Here is a 19,815-nt window from a genome sequence, read left to right on the forward strand (position 1 = left end):
TTCAACAGTAATTTTGTTGAACTTCTTTATTTGTTTACTCATTATCAACTCGTTTTAACGGTTGATCTGCTGGGCCTTCAAGAACGTCTCCCTCAATTGAAAAACGAGAACCATGGCAAGGGCAATCCCAAGTACAATCACCATTATTCCATTCAACTTCACAGCCGAGATGTGTACAAGTTGTATCGACGATATGTAATTTTCCTTCTTTGTCCTTATAAGCACCTGCTCGTTTACCGTTAACATGTACGACAGATCCTTCACCAACTTCGAGATCTTCTGGCTTACGTAATGCGGTTTCAATCTTTCCTGCAATTAAATGTTTCGCAACATCAATGTTTTGGGAGAGGAACGTTTTTATATCTGGATTTGCATGGAAGCGTGATGGTGCATACAGTTCTTTATAGGGACTGTGAACTTTTAGGATGGAGTCCTTCAGTAGGTGAGCGGCAGCAGTTCCAGTTGTCATTCCCCATTTGCGATATCCAGTTGCAACAAATATATTTGGATTTCTTTCGTTAATATGTCCGATATAAGGAAGCTTATCTAGAGTAATTAAATCTTGTGCTGACCATCTATAAGGAACTTCATCTATTCCAAAAGTGGCTTCAGCAAAAGAATAGAGTGCTTCATAATGAAGCATTGTATTTATTCCCTGACCTGTTTTATGACTCTCTCCGCCAATCAAAATTAATTTTTCTCCATTGTTTGTTATATAGCGTAAGGAGCGCTTTGGATCATCAATACTTAAATACATGCCACCTGGATACTCCGTTTTTGCTTTTATTGCAAGAGCGTAGGAGCGTTCTGCGTACATTCGCGTAAAGAAAAAGCTATTCGCATCATAAAAAGGAAAATGTGAACAAGAGACGACATATTCACAAGTGATATGATGGCCCTCTTTTGTAATTATTTGTGGATAATCGCCCTTTTCCACATCCATAGCTGTTGTTTGTTCATAGACCTTTCCGCCCATCTCCACAAACTTTTCTAAAAGTGTTTTTAAATAAAGAAGGGGATGGAAGTGTGCTTGATTTTTCATTACAAGCGCAGATTGTACTGGAATAGGAATCGATAGAGATTGAACATAGTCACAAGGTATATTTAATTTTTGATAAGCTTCATATTCTTTCGATAAATTTCTTAATCCGTTATCAGTAGTTGTATATAAATATGAATCTTCATTTGAGAAATTACAGTCGATTTTATATGTTTGAACAGTTTTATTTATGAATTGTAGAGCCTTATTATTTGATTCATAGTAAAGCCGGGCCTTTTCTACACCGAAATGATTTATTAATTCATCATAAATAAGATCATGTTGTGCTGTTACTTTCGCTGTTGTATGCCCAGTCGTTCCGTTTAAAATACGGCCGGAATCAATTAAAACAACATCGACGCCTTCTTTTGCAAGTAAATAGGCAGTAGTAATACCTGTAATACCAGCACCGATAATAGCAACTTTCGTCTTTATATTTTCGGATAAACGAGGGAAAGTAGGAAACTGAGTAGATTCAATCCAATAAGATAGCGGCAGTTGTGGAAATGTATCACTTGTCATTGCGGAAACCTCCTGATTTTAGAACAATTTTCCTTTTAATATTTCCATATTATATGAAATTCATGTGTGTTGTTTTAGAAGTAGTCTATTTTTATTAAAAGAGGTTATAAATTATTTTAATATAATTAATTAGGTGGGGCATTATGAAGTAGTAGGATTTATATAAAACTAAATTCAAGTGATTCAGTTTTGTTGATTACATAGGGAGTTATTGAATGAGATAGAGTCTATGGCGTTTAAGAAAATGTCTATATATATTGGGTAAATCCTTATGGAATCTATACATTTTCTTTAGTGAAATAAAGTATGATTATAAAAATATAACCACCTTTTATTACTAGGTCATAAAAGGTGTTGACAATATAGAAATTCTATTGTTATGATTCATCATGTGGAAAGGTTGATAGAGAGTAAAAAGAGAAATGTTTTTCATTGATAATAAAAGCGAAAAATAAGTGACGATAGAGTGAGTATATTTTCCTTATAATAGATGCTTTTTGGATCACCTAGTAAAATCAATCTGGAAGCAAGAATTAATATATGTAAGTTGCGCAAGGCGCGGCATAAGAAAGGAGCAAAAGGATGAAGGAGCTTCATACGTTTGGGTGGTATGCAGCACGTGTATCACCACATTTGCCGAAAAAAGCATTTAAACCAGTGCCTACTCGTTTATTTGGTGGACTGGCTTATTTGCTTGTGGCATTGGCGGGGTTAATAGCGATTGGTGTATTTGAATTGAATGTGTGGGCGAATCTAGGAATTGCAATTGTTCTTGGATTATGTTTTGCTTCACTTGGATTTTTAGGGCATGAAATTTTACATGGAACTGTTGTAAGAAAGGCATGGCTTCGTGACTTCTTAGGCGCGATTGCATTTATGCCATTATCAACAGGGCCAAAGCTTTGGAGAAAGTGGCATAATGCAACGCATCATGTTCATACACAGCATGAAGAGAATGATCCAGATGCATGGCCGACACTTGAGAAACTTAAGAAGAGTAAGTTTTTGAGTTGGGTATATCGTATGCCCCTTCATGTACGTTCATTCTTTAGTTTTCTGTCACTAACAATTCAATTTACATTGCATTCGACTCGAATGTTCTTTCATTTTATAAAAGAATTTAAGTCATCCAATCAAAAATCTGTATGGCTTCAACTTCTTTTACCTTGGACAGTTTGGATTAGTTTATTGTTTATTATGGGACCAGGAAAATGGTTATTTGCATATGTCATTCCGTTGTTAATTGCTAACTTTATTGTAATGGCATATATCGCAACAAATCACCGCTTAAATCCAATTGTTCCAGTAAATGATCCATTAGCAAACTGTTTATCAGTAACAGTGCCGCGCTGGGTAGACGTTTTACATTTCAACTTCTCATATCATACAGAACATCATCTGTTTCCTGCTATGAGTTCAAAATACTATCCGTTAGTAAAAGAGAAGATTAAAGAAATGTGGCCGGAACGCTATCACGAAATGCCGATGACAAAAGCATTGGCAGCACTTTGGAATACACCACGTGTGTATTATCACGGAAGTGAATTAGTTGATCCGCATAGAGAGCATTTCTATGGTTCTTTAGGAAATGGACTAGATCCTCATAATATTTCATATCGTGAGGAACATATAGAAGAAAAAGAGAGTATTAAAAAAGTAAATCAGTAAAAATAGATGTATTTTATAGCAAAAAAGCAAGCTCTTAGTGAGCTTGCTTTTTTGCTATAAAGAAACTTCTTTCTTGTTTTTTCTGCTCACTTGGACGGAGTTAGTTTCTTTTCGTTGTAATCGTTTTTCTAAAAGATTAACAAAATAAGTAAATAGAAGAACAAGTACGAGATAGTATGCACCAACGATTATGTAAGTATCTAATTGTTGGAAGTTACCTGCTGCAATTGATAAACCTGATCCCCATAATTCGGACATTCCTACATAAGCAACAAGTGAAGAATCTTTTAATCCGATAATAAATTGGTTTCCTAGAGGAGGAAGAGACAGACGAAATGCTTGTGGTAATATAATTCGTCGCATAGCTAAAGGATAAGGCATGCCTAAAGAGCGAGCTGCTTCTAATTGTCCCCGGTCAACGGATTGAATAGATCCACGGAAAATTTCGGTAATATATGCACCGTTATGAATTGCTAAAGCGATTGCTCCTGCCCAAAAAGGGGTGAAAACAACAACGGATGTAATTCCAAAATAGAGAATGGCAATTTGAACAATTAAAGGTGTACCACGAATAATAGCAATGTAGACATGAGCGATACTATTTAAAACTTTATTGTTAGAGATTCGAAAGAAAGCGAATAATAATCCAATTAATGAACCGAGTACTAGGGAAGTTAATGTTAATTGTAATGTGACAATAGTAGCTTTTAAGAGTGTGGGATAGGAAGAGATAAAAATTTCAAACATGCGTTTCACCTCATATTGTATAGATTTTAGTAGAGAATGAAATGCCCCACATAAAATGAACACTTAATCAGTGGGGCACTGTTTATGAATCTTTTGAATGGCTAACTTACTTACTTCGTTTTTTCCTCTTCACCAAGAATATTACGCCCGAACCATTTTTTACTGATCTTTTCATACGTACCATCTTTAATGATTTCATCTAACGCTTTATTTACTTGCTCAACCATTTCTTTATCATCTTTGCGGATAGCAATTCCCATTTCATCAAGATTTAATGGTTTTCCGGCTTCTTTTATATTCGATTTTCCTTCTTTTATCATACGTAGACCAACCATTTGATCCGTAATTACTGCATCAACACGCCCAGGCTCTAAGTCCATAAGAGCAGTAATATCACTGTCATATTCTGTGATTTGATCTGTATATTTTGCAACAAGATTTTTAAAGGTACTAGCTTTTACAACACCAATTTTCTTACCTTTTAAATCTTCTGGAGAAGAGATAGCGGTATTCTTTTTAGCCACAAAAATTTGGGCGCCAGAGCGATAGTACGGATTTGAGAAACTAACAGCTTTTAAGCGCTCCTCTGTAATTGCCATACTACCCAGTATTACATCATATTTCTTCGCTTGAAGACCTTGAATTAGCGTTTCCCATGGGTTTGTAACTGGCGTAGCCTTCATGTTCATCTTTTTAGCAAGAGCTTCACCGATTTCTACATCAAAGCCGACAAGTTTGCCGTCATTTTCTTTATAGTTAAAAGGTTTGTATAATCCACTCATCGCATAGCGAAATTCTTTTTCACCATTTGATGAAGTAGTAGAGCTTTCTTTGCTACAAGCTCCTAGTATGAAGGATGTACATAGTGTAATGCTCGCAACAATGGTTAATAGTTTTCTTTTCATAAAACCCCTCCTATATATTGATCATACGGATGGTTTTTTAGTATGTTATTGAAATATTTTATTTGGATGATTAGTTGTGCACCGTATGAATATATTCCTTTTCGTTTGAAACAGAAGTTACATTATAAAACGTTGCGTAAAAATTGTTTTGCTCGTTCATGTGATGGAGCTGAAAAGAATTGTGCTGGCGGAGCATCTTCTACAATCTTTCCATCGTCCATAAAGATGACGCGATCAGCTACATCTTTTGCGAAATTCATTTCATGAGTAACAATAACCATTGTCATCCCTTCTTCAGCAAGTTCTTTCATAACTTGCAATACTTCTCCAACAAGTTCAGGGTCTAAAGCTGAGGTAGGCTCATCAAATAGCATAATCTTAGGGCTCATTGCAAGAGCTCGTGCAATGGCAATGCGCTGTTTTTGACCACCTGAAAGAAGATGAGGAGTTACATCCGCTTTATCTTGAAGGCCGACTTTTTGGAGAAGTTGATTTCCAATATCCTTTGCATTTGCTTTCTCTAATTTTTTTACGTGAATAGGTGCTTCTATGATGTTTTCTAGTGAGGTCATATGAGGAAAGAGGTTAAAGTGCTGAAAAACCATACCGACATTTTCACGGACTTTATTTAAATTTGAATGCTTTGGATCAATTCGCTCACCTTGTAAGTGAATTTCGCCTTCATCGTACATTTCTAAAAAGTTAAGACAGCGAAGTAATGTACTTTTACCAGAACCACTGGCACCAATTAAAACAACAACTTCTTTTTCTTTTACTTCTAAATCAATTCCTTTTAACACATCAAGTGAACCGAATGATTTTACTAGATTTCGAACTTGAATCATACAAAACCCCCAGTTAAAAATATATTTTACAAATGTTGCCCCTTATTTCTGTTATTAGTCATAAATTGTCAGAATCCTTTATTTTTTTCGTGCAATTTGATATTCAAAGAAATAATAATTTTTAAAATCCCTATATCCTTCTATAATGAAAATATGGATAATAATATATAGGTAGTATTTATATTGCTTATAAAAAGGGGGAAAGGGAAGATGGAAAAAGAAAGGAAAACATTTTCTTTTGGATTACGTACACAACTTATGCTATTCACTACAGTTTTAGCTCTCATTACATATTCAACAAGTATATTTTTTATTTACGTGATATACGATTATTTTCAAAGTTATGTAAGTCAAACAGTATATAATATTATCGTTATGTTATTAGGGGTAGTATGGTCTGGAATTTTAGCATATGGAGCAGCCGTATTTTTAATTAAACCGCTTCGCAAGTTAGAGGAAGCGGCAAGAAAAGCAGCTGAGGGTGATATTCGTGAAGATGTTCCATTACCGAAGACAGATGATGAAATTAAATCTTTAAGTGTTGCATTTAATATGATGTTAGGAAACTTAAGGGGCATGGTAAAAAATATTGATACAACATTTTCTTATACAAACAATCAAGTACAGCAGATTAGAAAACAAACAGGCGAAGCAACGAGACAAGCGCAAGGTGTATCTGAGACTCTTGCAGAGATTTCTTCAGGCGCTGAGCAATCAGCAGCATCAATTCAAGCAATTGTTTCTGCTGTTGATACAACGACGTCTATTGCAAGTGAAGTAGAAGAAAAAGCGAAGCAGTCTGATACGTTGTCTTCAGAAATGGTTCAAGCTTTAGGGCATAGTACTCGTGTCTTTACGTCTTTAATTCAAGGTATTCAAACATTGGCAAAAGAAAATGAAGATTCCATGCAAAATGTACAGAAGTTAGAAGAACGAATGAAACAAGTAGAACATATTGTGTCTGTTGTGAGTGCGATTGCTAGCCAAACGAATTTATTAGCACTAAATGCTTCTATTGAGGCAGCTCGCGCAGGAGAGCATGGAAGAGGTTTTGCGGTTGTTGCGGAAGAAGTACGTAAACTTGCTGATGAAAGTGATCATTCTGCAAGAAACATATCTCAGTTATTACGGAATATGCAAGATGAAGTACAACAAGTTGCAATGAAAATGACAGAACAAGTGAAAATAGCTAAAGAAGAGGCGAAACGTGGGGAAGCTACGGAATTAATTTTAAAAGAAATGTCATCAAGTGTTATGGAAGTAGCCGATGCAACTCAGCAAATTAGTAGTTATATGAATGAACAAGTGAGCCACATTCATCAAACAGGAGCACAAACAAAAGCTGTAGCAGCAATTGCTGAAGAAACGTCAGCTGGTTCGCAAGAAGTGGCGCGTGTAACGCTACAACAGTCTAAAAATATGATAGTAATCGATCAATTATTAAAGGACTTAGAGAAGCAAGCAACTGATTTGAAACAAACAATTGAACGATTTTCAATGTAAAAGGAAGAACAGAATGCTGTTCTTCTCTTTTTTATTTAGTTTGATTTAATATTTACAGTTAAACTATGAACGTTTCCGCAACATTCTTTTCTCTCCCTTTCGGATGAAAATTATAGCGAGCTATAATATTAAAAGGGGTGTCTTTTATGAAAAAAGAAAAAAGACAACGGTTAATTAAACAATTTGTAAAGGAGTATGAAATAGATAAGCAAGAAAGATTAGTAGAATTGTTAGCAAAAAAAGATGTATTAGTAACACAAGCTACGGTTTCTCGCGATATTCGTGAGTTAAACTTAACGAAGGTACCTTCTCAAGAAGGATTAATGATATATAAAGTTTTCTCAGAAGAGCATTTACAAACTGATATAAAGTTAAAGAAAAAATTACGAGAAGTTGTTGTGAAAATTGATTGTGTAGATCAATTAATGGTTATTAAAACATTACCTGGTAATGCACATGTTATTGGTGTTTTATTTGATGAGTTAGATTGGAAAGAAAAAATAGGATGTATATGTGGAAATGATACATGCCTTATAATTTCACAGTCGAAATCAGATAGGGAGATTATAGAAGAAAGATTAAATTTAATTATTTAGATGCAAAAATCCTGTTTTTAATAAAATTAAAAACAGGATTTTTGTTTAAATACGGAAGTTAAATATTCAACATATATGCGTAATATATGTGTTTTTTATTGAAAAAGCGAGAGAGTTTGTTATAAAAATACAAATTCGTATGATTTTAAAAAAATAACTTGTTTAATATTTCACAATGATAATGTGGATGCTTTCACAAAGATAAAAGTGCAGAGCATTTATTATGTACTTGTAAGACATCAAACATATTTAAAAGGAGGTACAACAAATGAAACATCCGATACATGTTACTTCAGAAATTGGGGAATTACAAACGGTTTTATTAAAACGACCGGGTAAAGAAGTGGAAAACTTGACGCCAGATTATTTGCAACAATTATTATTTGACGATATTCCATACTTACCAATTATTCAAAAAGAGCATGATTATTTTGCACAAACGTTACGCAATCGGGGTGTTGAAGTTCTTTATTTAGAAAAACTAGCTGCTGAGGCGTTAGTAGATAAAAAACTTCGAGAAGAATTTGTTGATCGTATTTTAAAAGAAGGACAGGCTGACGTAAATGTTGCACATCAAACTTTAAAAGAATATTTACTTTCCTTTTCAAATGAAGAATTAATTCAAAAAATTATGGGCGGTGTACGGAAAAACGAAATTGAAACAAGTAAGAAGACACATTTATATGAATTAATGGAAGATCATTATCCGTTTTACTTAGATCCAATGCCTAATTTATATTTTACTCGTGATCCAGCAGCTAGCGTGGGCGATGGCTTAACGATAAATAAGATGAGAGAACCAGCGCGTAGACGTGAATCATTATTCATGGAGTACATCATTAAATATCACCCAAGATTTGCAAAACATAATGTACCAATCTGGTTAGATCGTGATTATAAATTTCCAATTGAAGGTGGCGACGAGCTAATTTTAAATGAAGAAACAATTGCGATTGGAGTGTCTGCTCGTACTTCAGCTAAAGCAATTGAACGTTTAGCTAAAAATCTCTTTAGCCGACAAAATAAAATTAAGAAAGTGTTAGCAATAGAAATTCCAAAATGCCGAGCATTTATGCATTTAGATACAGTATTTACAATGGTTGATTATGACAAGTTTACAATTCATCCAGCCATTCAAGGGCCAAAAGGGAATATGAATATTTATATTTTAGAAAAAGGATCAGATGAGGAAACTCTTAAAATTACACATCGTACTTCTTTAATGGAAGCATTAAAAGAGGTATTAGGCTTAAGTGAATTAGTTCTTATTCCATGTGGAGGAGGAGATGTAATTGCTTCTGCTCGTGAACAATGGAATGATGGCTCGAACACATTAGCAATCGCACCAGGTGTAGTTGTTACATATGATCGCAACTATGTATCCAATACGTTATTACGGGAGCACGGTATAGAAGTAATTGAAGTGCTAAGTTCGGAATTATCTCGTGGTCGTGGGGGTCCACGTTGCATGAGTATGCCAATTGTTCGTAAAGATATTTAGTATAAATAACGGAGAAAGTAGGGATGAAGTATGTTAATGACTAGACCAAATTTAAAAGGAAGAAGCTTTCTAGCAGAAAAAGATTTTACACAAGAAGAATTGTTATATTTTCTAGATTTGGCAGCAGAATTAAAAGAGAAAAAGAAAAATGGTATCCCGCATCATTATTTAGAAGATAAGAATGTAGCGCTCTTATTTGAAAAAACCTCCACTCGTACGCGCTGTGCATTTACAGTAGCATGTACAGATTTAGGGGCGAATCCTGAATATTTAGGGAAAGGTGATATTCAGCTTGGGAAAAAAGAATCCGTAGAGGATACAGCAAAAGTGTTAGGGCGTATGTTTGACGGAATTGAGTTTCGTGGATTTAATCATGAGACTGTAGAATCTTTAGCACAAAATTCTGGTGTGCCAGTTTGGAATGGATTAACAGACATGTGGCATCCAACACAAACACTAGCAGATTTATTAACAATTAGAGAACATGTAGGGAAGTTGAAAAATGTGAAGCTCGTTTACGTTGGAGATGGACGAAATAATGTTGCTAATAGCTTACTAGTTGGTGGAGCAATCGTTGGAATGGATGTACGTATTTGCACACCAGAATCTTTATGGCCTGCACAAGAAGTAATTGATTTAGCAAAAAAATATAATGAACAGGTAATGATAACAAGTAATGTGGAAGAAGCTGTTGCGAATGCAGATGTAATTTATACAGATGTATGGGTGTCTATGGGGGAAGAAGAAAAATTTGCTGAACGTGTCGAGTTATTGAGACCTTATCAAGTAAATATGAAAATGATTAAAGAAACAGGGAATGAAAACGTGATTTTCTTACATTGTTTACCTGCATTTCATGATGTTGAAACGATGTATGGCGAAGAAGTTTACGAGAAATATGGGTTGAAAGAAATGGAGGTAACTGACGAAGTATTCCGCAGTAAACATTCAAAAGTATTTGATCAAGCTGAAAATAGAATGCATACAATTAAAGCGGTTATGGCAGCTACTTTAGGAAACATGGAGTAAAGAAGAAAGGGAGTCTTCCTTTCTTCTTTCTCCTCCTTTAGACACTATCATTCACTATTGCTTTTGTATTGTTATTGCAATTAAAGAGAGGTGAGTGGAATGGGTGAAGATAAGAAATTAGGGTTGTTTACACTAACGGCTCTTGTAGTTGGGTCTATGATTGGCGGTGGAGCCTTTAATTTAGCGAGTGATATGGCAAAAGGTGCTGGTGCTGGAGCCATTATTATTGGCTGGGTTATAACAGGAATTGGGATGATTGCACTTGGATTATCTTTTCAAAATCTAACTGTAAAACGGCCAGATTTAGATGGTGGTATTTTTAGCTATGCAAAAGCAGGATTTGGTAATTTTATGGGATTTAATAGTGCGTGGGGATACTGGCTATCTGCTTGGCTTGGGAATGTAGCTTACGGTACATTATTATTTTCTTCATTAGGATATTTCTTCCCGATCTTTGAAGGCGGTCAAAATGTAGAATCCATTATTGGTGCAAGCGTATTATTGTGGTGTGTTCACATGTTAATTTTACGTGGAGTTCAATCAGCAGCACTTGTGAATTTAGTAACTACAATCGCAAAATTAGTACCTGTATTTGTATTTATTGTCATAGGAATCTTCGCGTTTCATATTGATACATTCTTAGATGGATTTTGGGGGCAAACTAGTTCTTTTTCATGGGGAGCAGTTGGCAGCCAAGTTAAAAGTACAATGCTTGTAACTCTATGGGTATTTATTGGGGTAGAAGGGGCTGTTGTTTTATCCAGTCGAGCAAAAAATAGAAGTGATGTAGGGAAAGCAACGGTTATTGGCTTAATTGGTACACTCATCATTTACATTTTAATCACATTATTGTCTCTTGGACTTATGCAGCAAGCAGATGTTGCTGGTTTGAAAAATCCAGCTATGGCTTATTTATTTGAAAGTGTTGTTGGAAAATGGGGTGCTATCTTTATAAATTTAGGTTTGGTCATCTCTGTATTAGGTGCTTGGTTAGGTTGGACTTTGCTCGCTTCTGAAATTCCATATTTAGCCGCTAAAGATGGAGTATTTCCAAAATGGTTCGCAAAAGAAAATAAAAATAAGGCTCCAGTAAATTCATTATGGATAACAAATGGTTTAATTCAAATATTCTTGTTAACATTCGTCGTTTCTGATCAGGCGTATAACTTTGCATTCTCTTTAGCATCTTCAGCCATTTTAATTCCATATGCTTTTTCAGCATTTTATCAACTGAAGCATAGCTTAAAATCTGAAGAAGTAGATCGAAATAAAAATATAATAATTGGTTTGATAGCAAGTATTTATGGTGTGTGGTTAGTTTATGCAGCTGGTTTAGAGTATTTATTATTAACAATGACTTTATATGCGCCAGGTATTTTTATTTTTTACAATGTTCAAAAGCAAAAGAGTTCGAAGCAAATATTTACTCGAGTGGAATTAGCATCATCCGTAGCAATTGGTGCTTTAGCATTCTTTGCGATTTATGGATTAATTACAGGCAGTATTACTTTATAAAGCGCTGTGAAAGCGAAATGAACTGGAGGGCTGAAATATGGCACGAAGAAAAATTGTAGTTGCACTAGGGGGAAATGCGATACAGTCTGGAGAAGCTACTGCGGGAGCGCAGCAAGAAGCGTTGGAAAAAACAGCGGAACAACTTGTGAAAATAATGGAAAATGATGTGGATATAGTAATTGCGCATGGAAATGGCCCACAAGTGGGGAATATTTTATTACAGCAAAAAGCTGCAGAAACGGAAAAGACACCTGCAATGCCATTAGATACTTGTGGGGCAATGAGCCAAGGGATGATTGGATATTGGATGGAAAATGCGATTGAAAAGGCATTAAAAAAACGGAATATACAAAAAGATGTAGCAACGGTTATAACGCGCGTTGTTGTGGATAAAAAAGATGAGGCATTTAAAAATCCAACTAAACCAATTGGTCCTTTTTATACAGAAGAAGAGGCCAGAAGATTAATGGATGAAACAAAAGCAGTGTTTAAAGAAGATGCTGGTAGAGGATGGAGACGTGTTGTTCCATCACCGAAGCCTGTAAGTATTCATGAACATAAAGTGATTAATTCTTTGGTGGAAGATGGAAACATAGTGATAGCTGTTGGCGGGGGTGGAATTCCAGTAATTGATTCCGAAGAAGGGTTAAAAGGAACTGAAGCGGTTATCGATAAAGATTTCGCTGCGCAGAAATTAGCAGAATTAGTAGATGCCGATACGCTCGTTATTTTAACTGCAGTTGATCATGTGTATGTAAATTATAATCAACCGAATCAAAAAAAATTAGAGCATGTCACAGTGAATCAATTAGAAGAATATATTGAAGAACAACAATTTGCTGCGGGAAGCATGCTTCCAAAAATTGAAGCTGCTATTAATTTTGTTAATACAAATCCAAAAAGAAAAACAATTATTACGTCTTTAGAAAAAGTATATGAAGCACTAGAAGAAAAAGCTGGTACTATTATTTCAAAACAGAATGTATGCATGTATGTTTAAATTATTATGTACGCTACTTAATAGTAAAAAAAAGAATGAGGTTAATAACTTCATTCTTTTTATTTATTAATATTTTTTGTACTCATTGTTCATAAAGTTTTCATGATGAAATCTGAATATATAAGTTAATTATGATAAAATTCAAATTGAATACGCTTTCTTGATTTTTCGCTCCAACATACAGCAAGAGAGAGGGAATTTTATGAATAGACGGAACGTAGTGAAAGACTTAAAGCAGTTCGAATTATTTGCTCATTTAACAGAAAAAAAATTGAAAGGCTTAACAGAGTTTGTTTATTGGCGAACTTATAAAAAAGGTCAATTTTTATTTTTAGAAGGGGATTCAAGGGAAAGAATTTACTTCATGTTAGATGGTTTTGTAAAGTTAGAGCGGGTTAATCAAAATGGGAACTTATTATACGATGACTATGTAAAGCGGTATTCTATTTTTCCTTATGGTGGTATGTTTACAGACAGAGGATATAACTATACAGCAGAAGCAATGACGGATGTGGAGGTATATTATATTCCAACGGTAATCTTTGAAGATATGGTAAAATCGAGCAGAACGCAATTGATGTACGTTGTTCAGCAATTATCATCTATATTAAAATTGAATGAAAATCGAGTGCAAAATATTACAATTCCTAATGCACAAGATCGTGTTATCCAAACGTTAAATTATTTAATGCAGGATTTAGGAGAACAGAGTGGGGAAAAGATTGTAATTTCATGTCCACTTACAACAATTGAAATATCCAAAATATCTGGAACATCTCGAGAGACAGTTAGCAGCGTATTAAAACAATTAAAAAATGATAGCATTGTTACAATTTTAGATAAAAAAATTACAATACACAATCCAACATATTTTGAAGAAATCTCTATGTGAAAATTGTATATTGATTTTTTAATTCATAATGTATATTAATAAGGTTCTTTATATATTTATAAGGAACTTTTTTACGTTATCCTCTATAAAAAGATTGTATAGTATGGTAATAATAGCTAAAATCGATAATAAAAAACAAAGTGAAGGGGAGAAAGAATGATTCGTATTGAGTATGATCGATTAGTAGCTATTTGTTACAGTATAGGGGTTTTGTTATTATTAAAAATTCCAAATGATAATGAATTAATTGGGGAAAAACTATTCAATGTCTATAAGGTTCCGATACATACGTATGTTTATATGGATTATAAAGTCTCAAATATATTGATTGTTTCTTTCATACTACATGTACTTGCATTTATATTATTTTTAAAATGGCTAGGAAAAAAGGAGTCTAGTGCATTTAGAAAAATGAATAAGATAAAAGTAGTAGGCATTAGTATTTTGATTGTAATGATGCCGTTTATTTTAAATACAATCCTCCAGACATTGAATAAAACATGGTATTACGCAGGAAAAACAGGGGTAGAAGCAATAGAATATAAAAAAGAAGATAGCCAGTGTAGAATGGAGAAAAATGGAGAGAATATCCAACCGAAGTGCATTGTTACTTTAAAAAATTATCGTAATCATTCACAAGCATTAAAAGTTGTTTTATATGATAATGCAAACGAGAATTCAAAAAGCTATCCAGTACCGAAACCAGTCTATTTACAAAAACATGAGACAAAGCAATTTGAATTTCAAGTTCCTGTTTCTTATAATAGAGGTATTGAACAAGATAAAGTACCAAATATTAAATTACATTCATTGCATGAAAATAATACGAAATACAATTAATCTGTAAGTAAAAGTTTATGAGTAGGAGCAAGAATTTGAAACGATATAGAAAATCAACTTGAATCATCCAACATACTGCGAGGTAACGGTATATTGGATGATTTTTTTATGTTATCCCCTTTTTTCACGTATGAAAAGGAGGAATACTTTGTTGGAAATGAAAAACATCACAAGGATCATACATGGTTTTTACTTTACGTAATCTGTGAAAGTTAGAGCCATAATAACTAGTTTGCCAATTTTTAATGTCGATATCGGGCCAGTTCACATAGTCACCTAGTGTATAAGGATCTAAGCTTTCTCGTAAACCTTTAACCCAGCGTATATTTCGATTTTCTTCATCATCGCATTTCCAAGAGGTAATGTATTCTTGAGCAATAATTGCTTTACGATGAAAATAAGCCGTTTCATTCGGCGAAATATTTTCAACAGCACCTATGAGCGATTGATGCCAAATACTAGCATCTTTATTTGGTGCATGAGAAAGAAAGGATTGCATGATTTGAATGCCTTTAAGGGAAATAGGTTTATAGACATAGGAACCAGAGCGCTTGAAATTTTCAGGGATGTTACCGCCATTAAAAAATTCAACAGCCTTTATATAAGGAACTTCTTCTATAAAGAGAGAGGGGCTACCAGTTTCAAGAAGAGGGGATAATAGGGAATGGAGTTCAGAGGGAGAACCGACAAACTCGCCTTGTGCTTCGATTTTATTTCGTTGCTTGGCGAATAATTCGATCGATGAAGTGAGACGTTCATCTATATAAGGTGCCCAGTTTTGCCACGCTTGAAATGCAGCAATAAAGTCTTCCCATTCCCATGTAATTGAGAAAATTGATACATTTTTTACGGGGTGGACTCGAAAAGTTAAGGAAGTGATAATTCCGAAGTTTCCACCACCGCCACCACGGCATGCCCAAAAAAGGTTAGAGTTTTCTTGTTCATTTGCACGAATGAGTTTTGCACCAAATTTTCCACACGCTTGTACCATTTCCACTTCCATTAATTGATCACATGTTAATCCAAATAAGCGTGAAAGCATACCAATACCACCGCCAAGTGCTAATCCAACAATTCCAACGCTTGCACTTGTACCAGCAGGAATTGTAACACCGTAATTCCAAAGTTCTTTATAAACAGTGCCAAGATTTGCACCAGCCTCAATTGTTGCTGTTAATTTCTCTGTATTAACAGTAATGCGATGCATTTCACTCACATCAATAATAAGTCCTCTATTTAAAAGAGAGAAATTTTCATAGCTATGACGTCCACTTCTTAACCGAAATGGTATATGACGTTCACGTGCCCATTTTAAGGCGTTACATACATCCTTGTTATTTTGACAAAAAACAATAATACAAGGGAGTTTTGGAATACTTAAATTTAAATTCATTCGGGCTACGTCGTAGTCAGGATCTGTGGGAACAACGATACGACCTGTTAATTTTGTTTGCTTCAATTTCTTACTCCTTTCCAAAATAATCAGAGCTTTTTATTAATATATGAAAAATGTCTGTAATACGCGTGGACAAGGAGAGGTGGAGAATGAGATTTACCTTTGTGAGAAATAAATAAAGCATAAGAATAAAGAATCTACATAGAGTTCAATGAAAACAGTTGCAAACTGTTCATATTTTGTTATGATAGTGTTACGAAAACGTTTGCATAAAATTCTGATGGGATGCAAAAGGAGAGAAGGACTATGAATAAGACATGGTGGAAAGAAGCAGTTGCTTATCAAATTTATCCACGAAGCTTTATGGATTCAAATGGTGATGGTATTGGAGATTTACAAGGTATTATTGCAAAACTGGATTATTTAAAAGACTTAGGTATAGATGTAATTTGGATTTGTCCAATGTATAAGTCGCCTAATGATGATAATGGTTATGATATTAGTGATTATCAAGATATTATGGATGAGTTTGGTACAATGGCAGACTTTGATGCTTTACTAGATGAAGTTCATAAGCGTGATATGAAGCTTATTATTGATTTAGTTATTAATCATACGAGTGATGAACATCCATGGTTTATTGAATCACGTTCATCTAAAGATAATCCGAAGCGTGATTGGTATATTTGGCATGATGGTAAAGATGGTGCGGAGCCAAACAACTGGGAAAGTATTTTTAATGGTTCGGCATGGGAATATGATGAAGAAACAGAACAATATTATTTACATCTATTCTCACGTAAACAACCAGATTTGAACTGGGAGAATAAAGAAGTTCGCGAAGTACTATATGATACGGTTAATTGGTGGCTTGATAAAGGTATTGATGGTTTCCGCGTTGATGCGATCAGTCATATAAAAAAAGAAGAAGGCCTTAAGGATATGCCAAATCCAAAAGAGTTAAAATATGTGCCATCTTTTGATAAACATATGAATGTGAAAGGTATTCAACCTTTATTAGAAGAGCTAAAAGAAAATACATTCTCTAAGTACGATATTATGACTGTTGGTGAAGCAAATGGCGTTAAGATTGAAGATGCTGAGCTTTGGGTTGGAGAAGAGCAAGGTAAGTTCAATATGGTATTCCAGTTTGAACATTTAAGTTTATGGGATGCAGAGAAGAAGAAAGACCTTGATGTTGTAGGATTGAAAAAAGTATTAACGAAATGGCAAAAAGGATTAGAAAATAAAGGATGGAACGCTTTATATATTGAGAATCACGATAAACCACGTATCGTTTCAACATGGGGAGATGACAAACAATATTGGCGTGAAAGTGCAACAGCTCTAGGAGCGATGTATTTCTTTATGCACGGTACACCGTTTATTTATCAAGGACAAGAAATTGGTATGACAAATGTTCAGTTACCAAATATTGAAGATTACGATGATGTAGCAATTAAAAATTTATATCGCGAGAAAATTGCAGAGGGCGTACCACATCAAGATATGATGGAGATTGTATGGGCTTCTTGCCGCGATAATTCACGTACACCTATGCAGTGGAATGATGAGATGAATGCTGGTTTCACAACAAGTACACCTTGGTTTAGCATGAATCCAAATTACAAAGAAATTAATGTTGAGAAGCAAAAAAATGAAGAAAAGTCTATTTTCAATTTCTATAAGAAAATGATTGCCCTGAAAAAAGAGCACGATGTACTGAACTATGGTACGTACGATTTACTTTTAGAAGACGATCCACAAATTTATGCATATACACGTACGTTACAGGATGAAAAAGTCATTGTAATTAGTAATATCTCAAAAGAGGAAGCTGTGTATAATGAGGGTTCATTTGCACTAGAACGCAAACGTTTGCTTTTAAATAACTATGAAGTTGCAGAACATGAAGAAGTAACAACAATTGCTTTAAAACCTTATGAAACAAGGGTTTATCGCATTTCATAATAAAAAAGGATGCTCTTTGAGCATCTTTTTTTATGAAAAAAAATAAATTTCTATTGCAAAGTGAAAACGCTTTTATTAAAATAGATTTATGAAAACGGTTGCGTAAAGATAAAAATAAAGTAACATAAGGAATCGTTTTCATAAAGGGAACAGAAATTATAATTTAAATCATTATGTTGTTATAAATAAAGGGGAGGAAGAACAGATGAAAATTACTTCTTTTGATTTTTGGCAAAAGTTCGGGAAAGCGTTATTAGTTGTTGTAGCCGTAATGCCAGCAGCTGGTTTAATGATTTCCATCGGTAAGTTAATTGGTATGTCTGCTGGGGATGTTAACGCAGTTCATACAATCGCTCGCGTAATGGAAGACATCGGTTGGGCAATCATTACAAATCTACACATCTTATTCGCAGTAGCAATTGGGGGATCTTGGGCGAAGGATCGTGCAGGTGGTGCATTTGCAGCGCTATTAGCATTCGTCTTAACAAACCGAATTACAGGAGCTATATTTGGCGTAAACGCTCAAATGTTAGCGGATTCAAAAGCGACAGTTTCTTCAGTAATAGCAGGAGATTTACTTGTAAAAGATTACTTTACTTCTGTACTTGGTGCACCAGCATTAAACATGGGAGTTTTCGTGGGGATTATCACAGGTTTCTTAGGAGCTAATCTATATAACAAATATTATAACTATAATAAATTGCCACAGGCATTAGCATTCTTTAATGGAAAACGATTTGTACCATTCGTTGTAATTCTTTGGTCTACAGTTACTGCGATTGTATTATCATTTCTATGGCCATTCATCCAAAGTGGGTTAAATGAATTTGGTCGCTGGATTGCAGCTTCAAAAGATAGTGCACCAGTTGTTGCACCGTTTGTATATGGAACGTTAGAGCGTTTATTATTACCATTTGGTTTACACCATATGTTAACGATTCCGATGAACTATACAGAGCTAGGCGGAACATATACGATGCTAACTGGTTCAAAAGTTGGACAAGTTGTAGCAGGACAAGATCCATTATGGCTTGCATGGATTACAGATTTAAATAATTTATTAGCAAATGGAGATACGAAGGCATATAACGATTTATTAAATAACGTTGTACCAGCTCGTTTCAAAGCTGGACAAGTTATCGGCTCAACAGCAGCGTTAATGGGGATTGCATTTGCGATGTTCCGTAACGTTGATAAAGAAAAGCGTGCAAAATATAAACCAATGTTTTTATCAGCAGCATTAGCAGTATTCTTAACAGGTGTAACAGAACCAATTGAATTCATGTTCATGTTTATTGCTCCAGTATTATATGTTGTATATGCTATTACAACAGGACTTGCATTCGCACTAGCTGATTTAATTAACTTACGTGTTCATGCATTCGGATTTATTGAGTTAATTACTCGTACACCAATGATGGTTAACGCAGGTTTAACAAGAGACTTAATCAACTTTGTTATTGTTTCATTAGTGTTCTTCGGTCTTAACTTTACACTATTTAATTTCTTAATTAAAAAATTCAACTTACCAACACCAGGGCGTGCAGGTAACTATATTGATAATGAAGATGAGGCATCAGAAGGAACAGGAAATGTACAAGATGGTTCATTAGCAACAAAAGTTATCGATTTATTAGGTGGAAAAGAAAATATTGCTGACGTAGATGCTTGTATGACACGCTTACGTGTAACAGTAAAAGACTTAGATGTTGTTGCACCAGAAGCACAGTGGAAACAAAATGGTGCTTTAGGGCTTATTGTAAAAGATAAAGGTGTACAAGCAGTATATGGTCCGAAAGCTGACGTATTAAAGTCAGACATTCAAGATATGTTAGGTGCGTAATAA

At 34.5% G+C, this 19,815-nt stretch carries 15 protein-coding genes and 2 pseudogenes; 12 read left to right on the forward strand and 5 right to left on the reverse strand.

Features of this window, described 5'->3' with window-relative positions; all coding sequences use genetic code 11:
• Positions 1–34: 34 nt before the first annotated feature.
• Positions 35–1,561: an FAD-dependent oxidoreductase gene (locus CQ064_RS17170; protein WP_000199990.1), complete on the reverse strand. Its 1,527-nt coding sequence runs from the start codon at positions 1,559–1,561 to the stop codon at positions 35–37.
• 582 nt (positions 1,562–2,143) lie between these two features.
• On the opposite strand from CQ064_RS17170, the gene desB reads away from it, so the two are divergent.
• Positions 2,144–3,229, forward strand: a complete 1,086-nt coding sequence (desB, locus tag CQ064_RS17175; protein ID WP_000661208.1) for a Delta(10) desaturase DesB — start codon at positions 2,144–2,146, stop codon at positions 3,227–3,229.
• Between the two features lie 54 nt (positions 3,230–3,283).
• Here desB and CQ064_RS17180 read toward each other — a convergent pair whose 3' ends face one another.
• The 3 genes from CQ064_RS17180 to CQ064_RS17190 all read right to left on the reverse strand — a co-directional run bounded on the left by CQ064_RS17180 (position 3,284) and on the right by CQ064_RS17190 (position 5,726).
• Positions 3,284–4,039, reverse strand: a complete 756-nt coding sequence (locus tag CQ064_RS17180) for an amino acid ABC transporter permease (RefSeq protein WP_003269335.1) — start codon at positions 4,037–4,039, stop codon at positions 3,284–3,286.
• 47 nt (positions 4,040–4,086) lie between these two features.
• Positions 4,087–4,881 carry an ABC transporter substrate-binding protein gene (locus CQ064_RS17185; protein ID WP_000823755.1) on the reverse strand — a complete coding sequence of 265 codons (795 nt, stop codon included), beginning with the start codon at positions 4,879–4,881 and terminating at the stop codon, positions 4,087–4,089.
• A 122-nt stretch (positions 4,882–5,003) separates the two neighbouring features.
• Entirely contained in the window at positions 5,004–5,726 is a 723-nt protein-coding gene (locus CQ064_RS17190; RefSeq protein WP_000616920.1) for an amino acid ABC transporter ATP-binding protein, read from the reverse strand.
• Positions 5,727–6,101: 375 nt separating this feature from the next.
• Here CQ064_RS17190 and CQ064_RS34515 point away from each other — a divergent pair.
• The 9 genes and pseudogenes from CQ064_RS34515 to CQ064_RS17230 form a co-directional block, all read left to right on the forward strand.
• A pseudogene (locus CQ064_RS34515) lies at positions 6,102–6,287 on the forward strand (HAMP domain-containing protein); the annotation flags it as partial.
• 369 nt (positions 6,288–6,656) lie between these two features.
• Positions 6,657–7,229, forward strand: a pseudogene (locus CQ064_RS34520) (methyl-accepting chemotaxis protein); the annotation flags it as partial.
• Between the two features lie 146 nt (positions 7,230–7,375).
• A complete protein-coding gene (gene argR / locus CQ064_RS17200) occupies positions 7,376–7,825 on the forward strand; it encodes an arginine repressor (protein WP_000711826.1) in 450 nt (149 codons plus the stop codon).
• Between the two features lie 268 nt (positions 7,826–8,093).
• The gene (gene arcA, locus CQ064_RS17205) at positions 8,094–9,326 is read left to right on the forward strand and encodes an arginine deiminase (protein WP_000682331.1); all 1,233 of its coding nucleotides are present in this window, start codon (positions 8,094–8,096) and stop codon (positions 9,324–9,326) included.
• 30 nt (positions 9,327–9,356) lie between these two features.
• On the forward strand, positions 9,357–10,355 hold the full coding sequence (gene argF, locus CQ064_RS17210; protein ID WP_000930283.1) for an ornithine carbamoyltransferase: 999 nt from the start codon (positions 9,357–9,359) through the stop codon (positions 10,353–10,355).
• Positions 10,356–10,454: 99 nt separating this feature from the next.
• Positions 10,455–11,870 carry an arginine-ornithine antiporter gene (gene arcD, locus CQ064_RS17215; RefSeq protein WP_000503414.1) on the forward strand — a complete coding sequence of 472 codons (1,416 nt, stop codon included), beginning with the start codon at positions 10,455–10,457 and terminating at the stop codon, positions 11,868–11,870.
• Positions 11,871–11,907: 37 nt separating this feature from the next.
• Positions 11,908–12,870: a carbamate kinase gene (gene arcC / locus CQ064_RS17220; RefSeq protein WP_000113953.1), complete on the forward strand. Its 963-nt coding sequence runs from the start codon at positions 11,908–11,910 to the stop codon at positions 12,868–12,870.
• Positions 12,871–13,072: 202 nt separating this feature from the next.
• Positions 13,073–13,762: a Crp/Fnr family transcriptional regulator gene (locus CQ064_RS17225; protein ID WP_001081906.1), complete on the forward strand. Its 690-nt coding sequence runs from the start codon at positions 13,073–13,075 to the stop codon at positions 13,760–13,762.
• Between the two features lie 156 nt (positions 13,763–13,918).
• Complete coding sequence (locus CQ064_RS17230) at positions 13,919–14,602, forward strand: hypothetical protein (protein WP_000619195.1); 684 nt, start codon at positions 13,919–13,921, stop codon at positions 14,600–14,602.
• 124 nt (positions 14,603–14,726) lie between these two features.
• On the opposite strand, the gene CQ064_RS17235 is transcribed toward CQ064_RS17230, so the two are convergent.
• The gene (locus CQ064_RS17235; RefSeq protein ID WP_000814894.1) at positions 14,727–16,061 is read right to left on the reverse strand and encodes an FAD-binding oxidoreductase; all 1,335 of its coding nucleotides are present in this window, start codon (positions 16,059–16,061) and stop codon (positions 14,727–14,729) included.
• Between the two features lie 243 nt (positions 16,062–16,304).
• Here CQ064_RS17235 and CQ064_RS17240 point away from each other — a divergent pair, with 243 nt between their 5' ends.
• Complete coding sequence (locus CQ064_RS17240; protein ID WP_001044706.1) at positions 16,305–17,969, forward strand: glycoside hydrolase family 13 protein; 1,665 nt, start codon at positions 16,305–16,307, stop codon at positions 17,967–17,969.
• Positions 17,970–18,174: 205 nt separating this feature from the next.
• A complete protein-coding gene (locus CQ064_RS17245; protein WP_000705566.1) occupies positions 18,175–19,812 on the forward strand; it encodes a PTS transporter subunit IIBC in 1,638 nt (545 codons plus the stop codon).
• The last annotated feature ends 3 nt before the right edge of the window (positions 19,813–19,815 follow it).

It is taken from the genome of Bacillus sp. MYb78 (assembly GCF_002975115.1).
Lineage (GTDB): Bacteria > Bacillota > Bacilli > Bacillales > Bacillaceae_G > Bacillus_A > Bacillus_A cereus.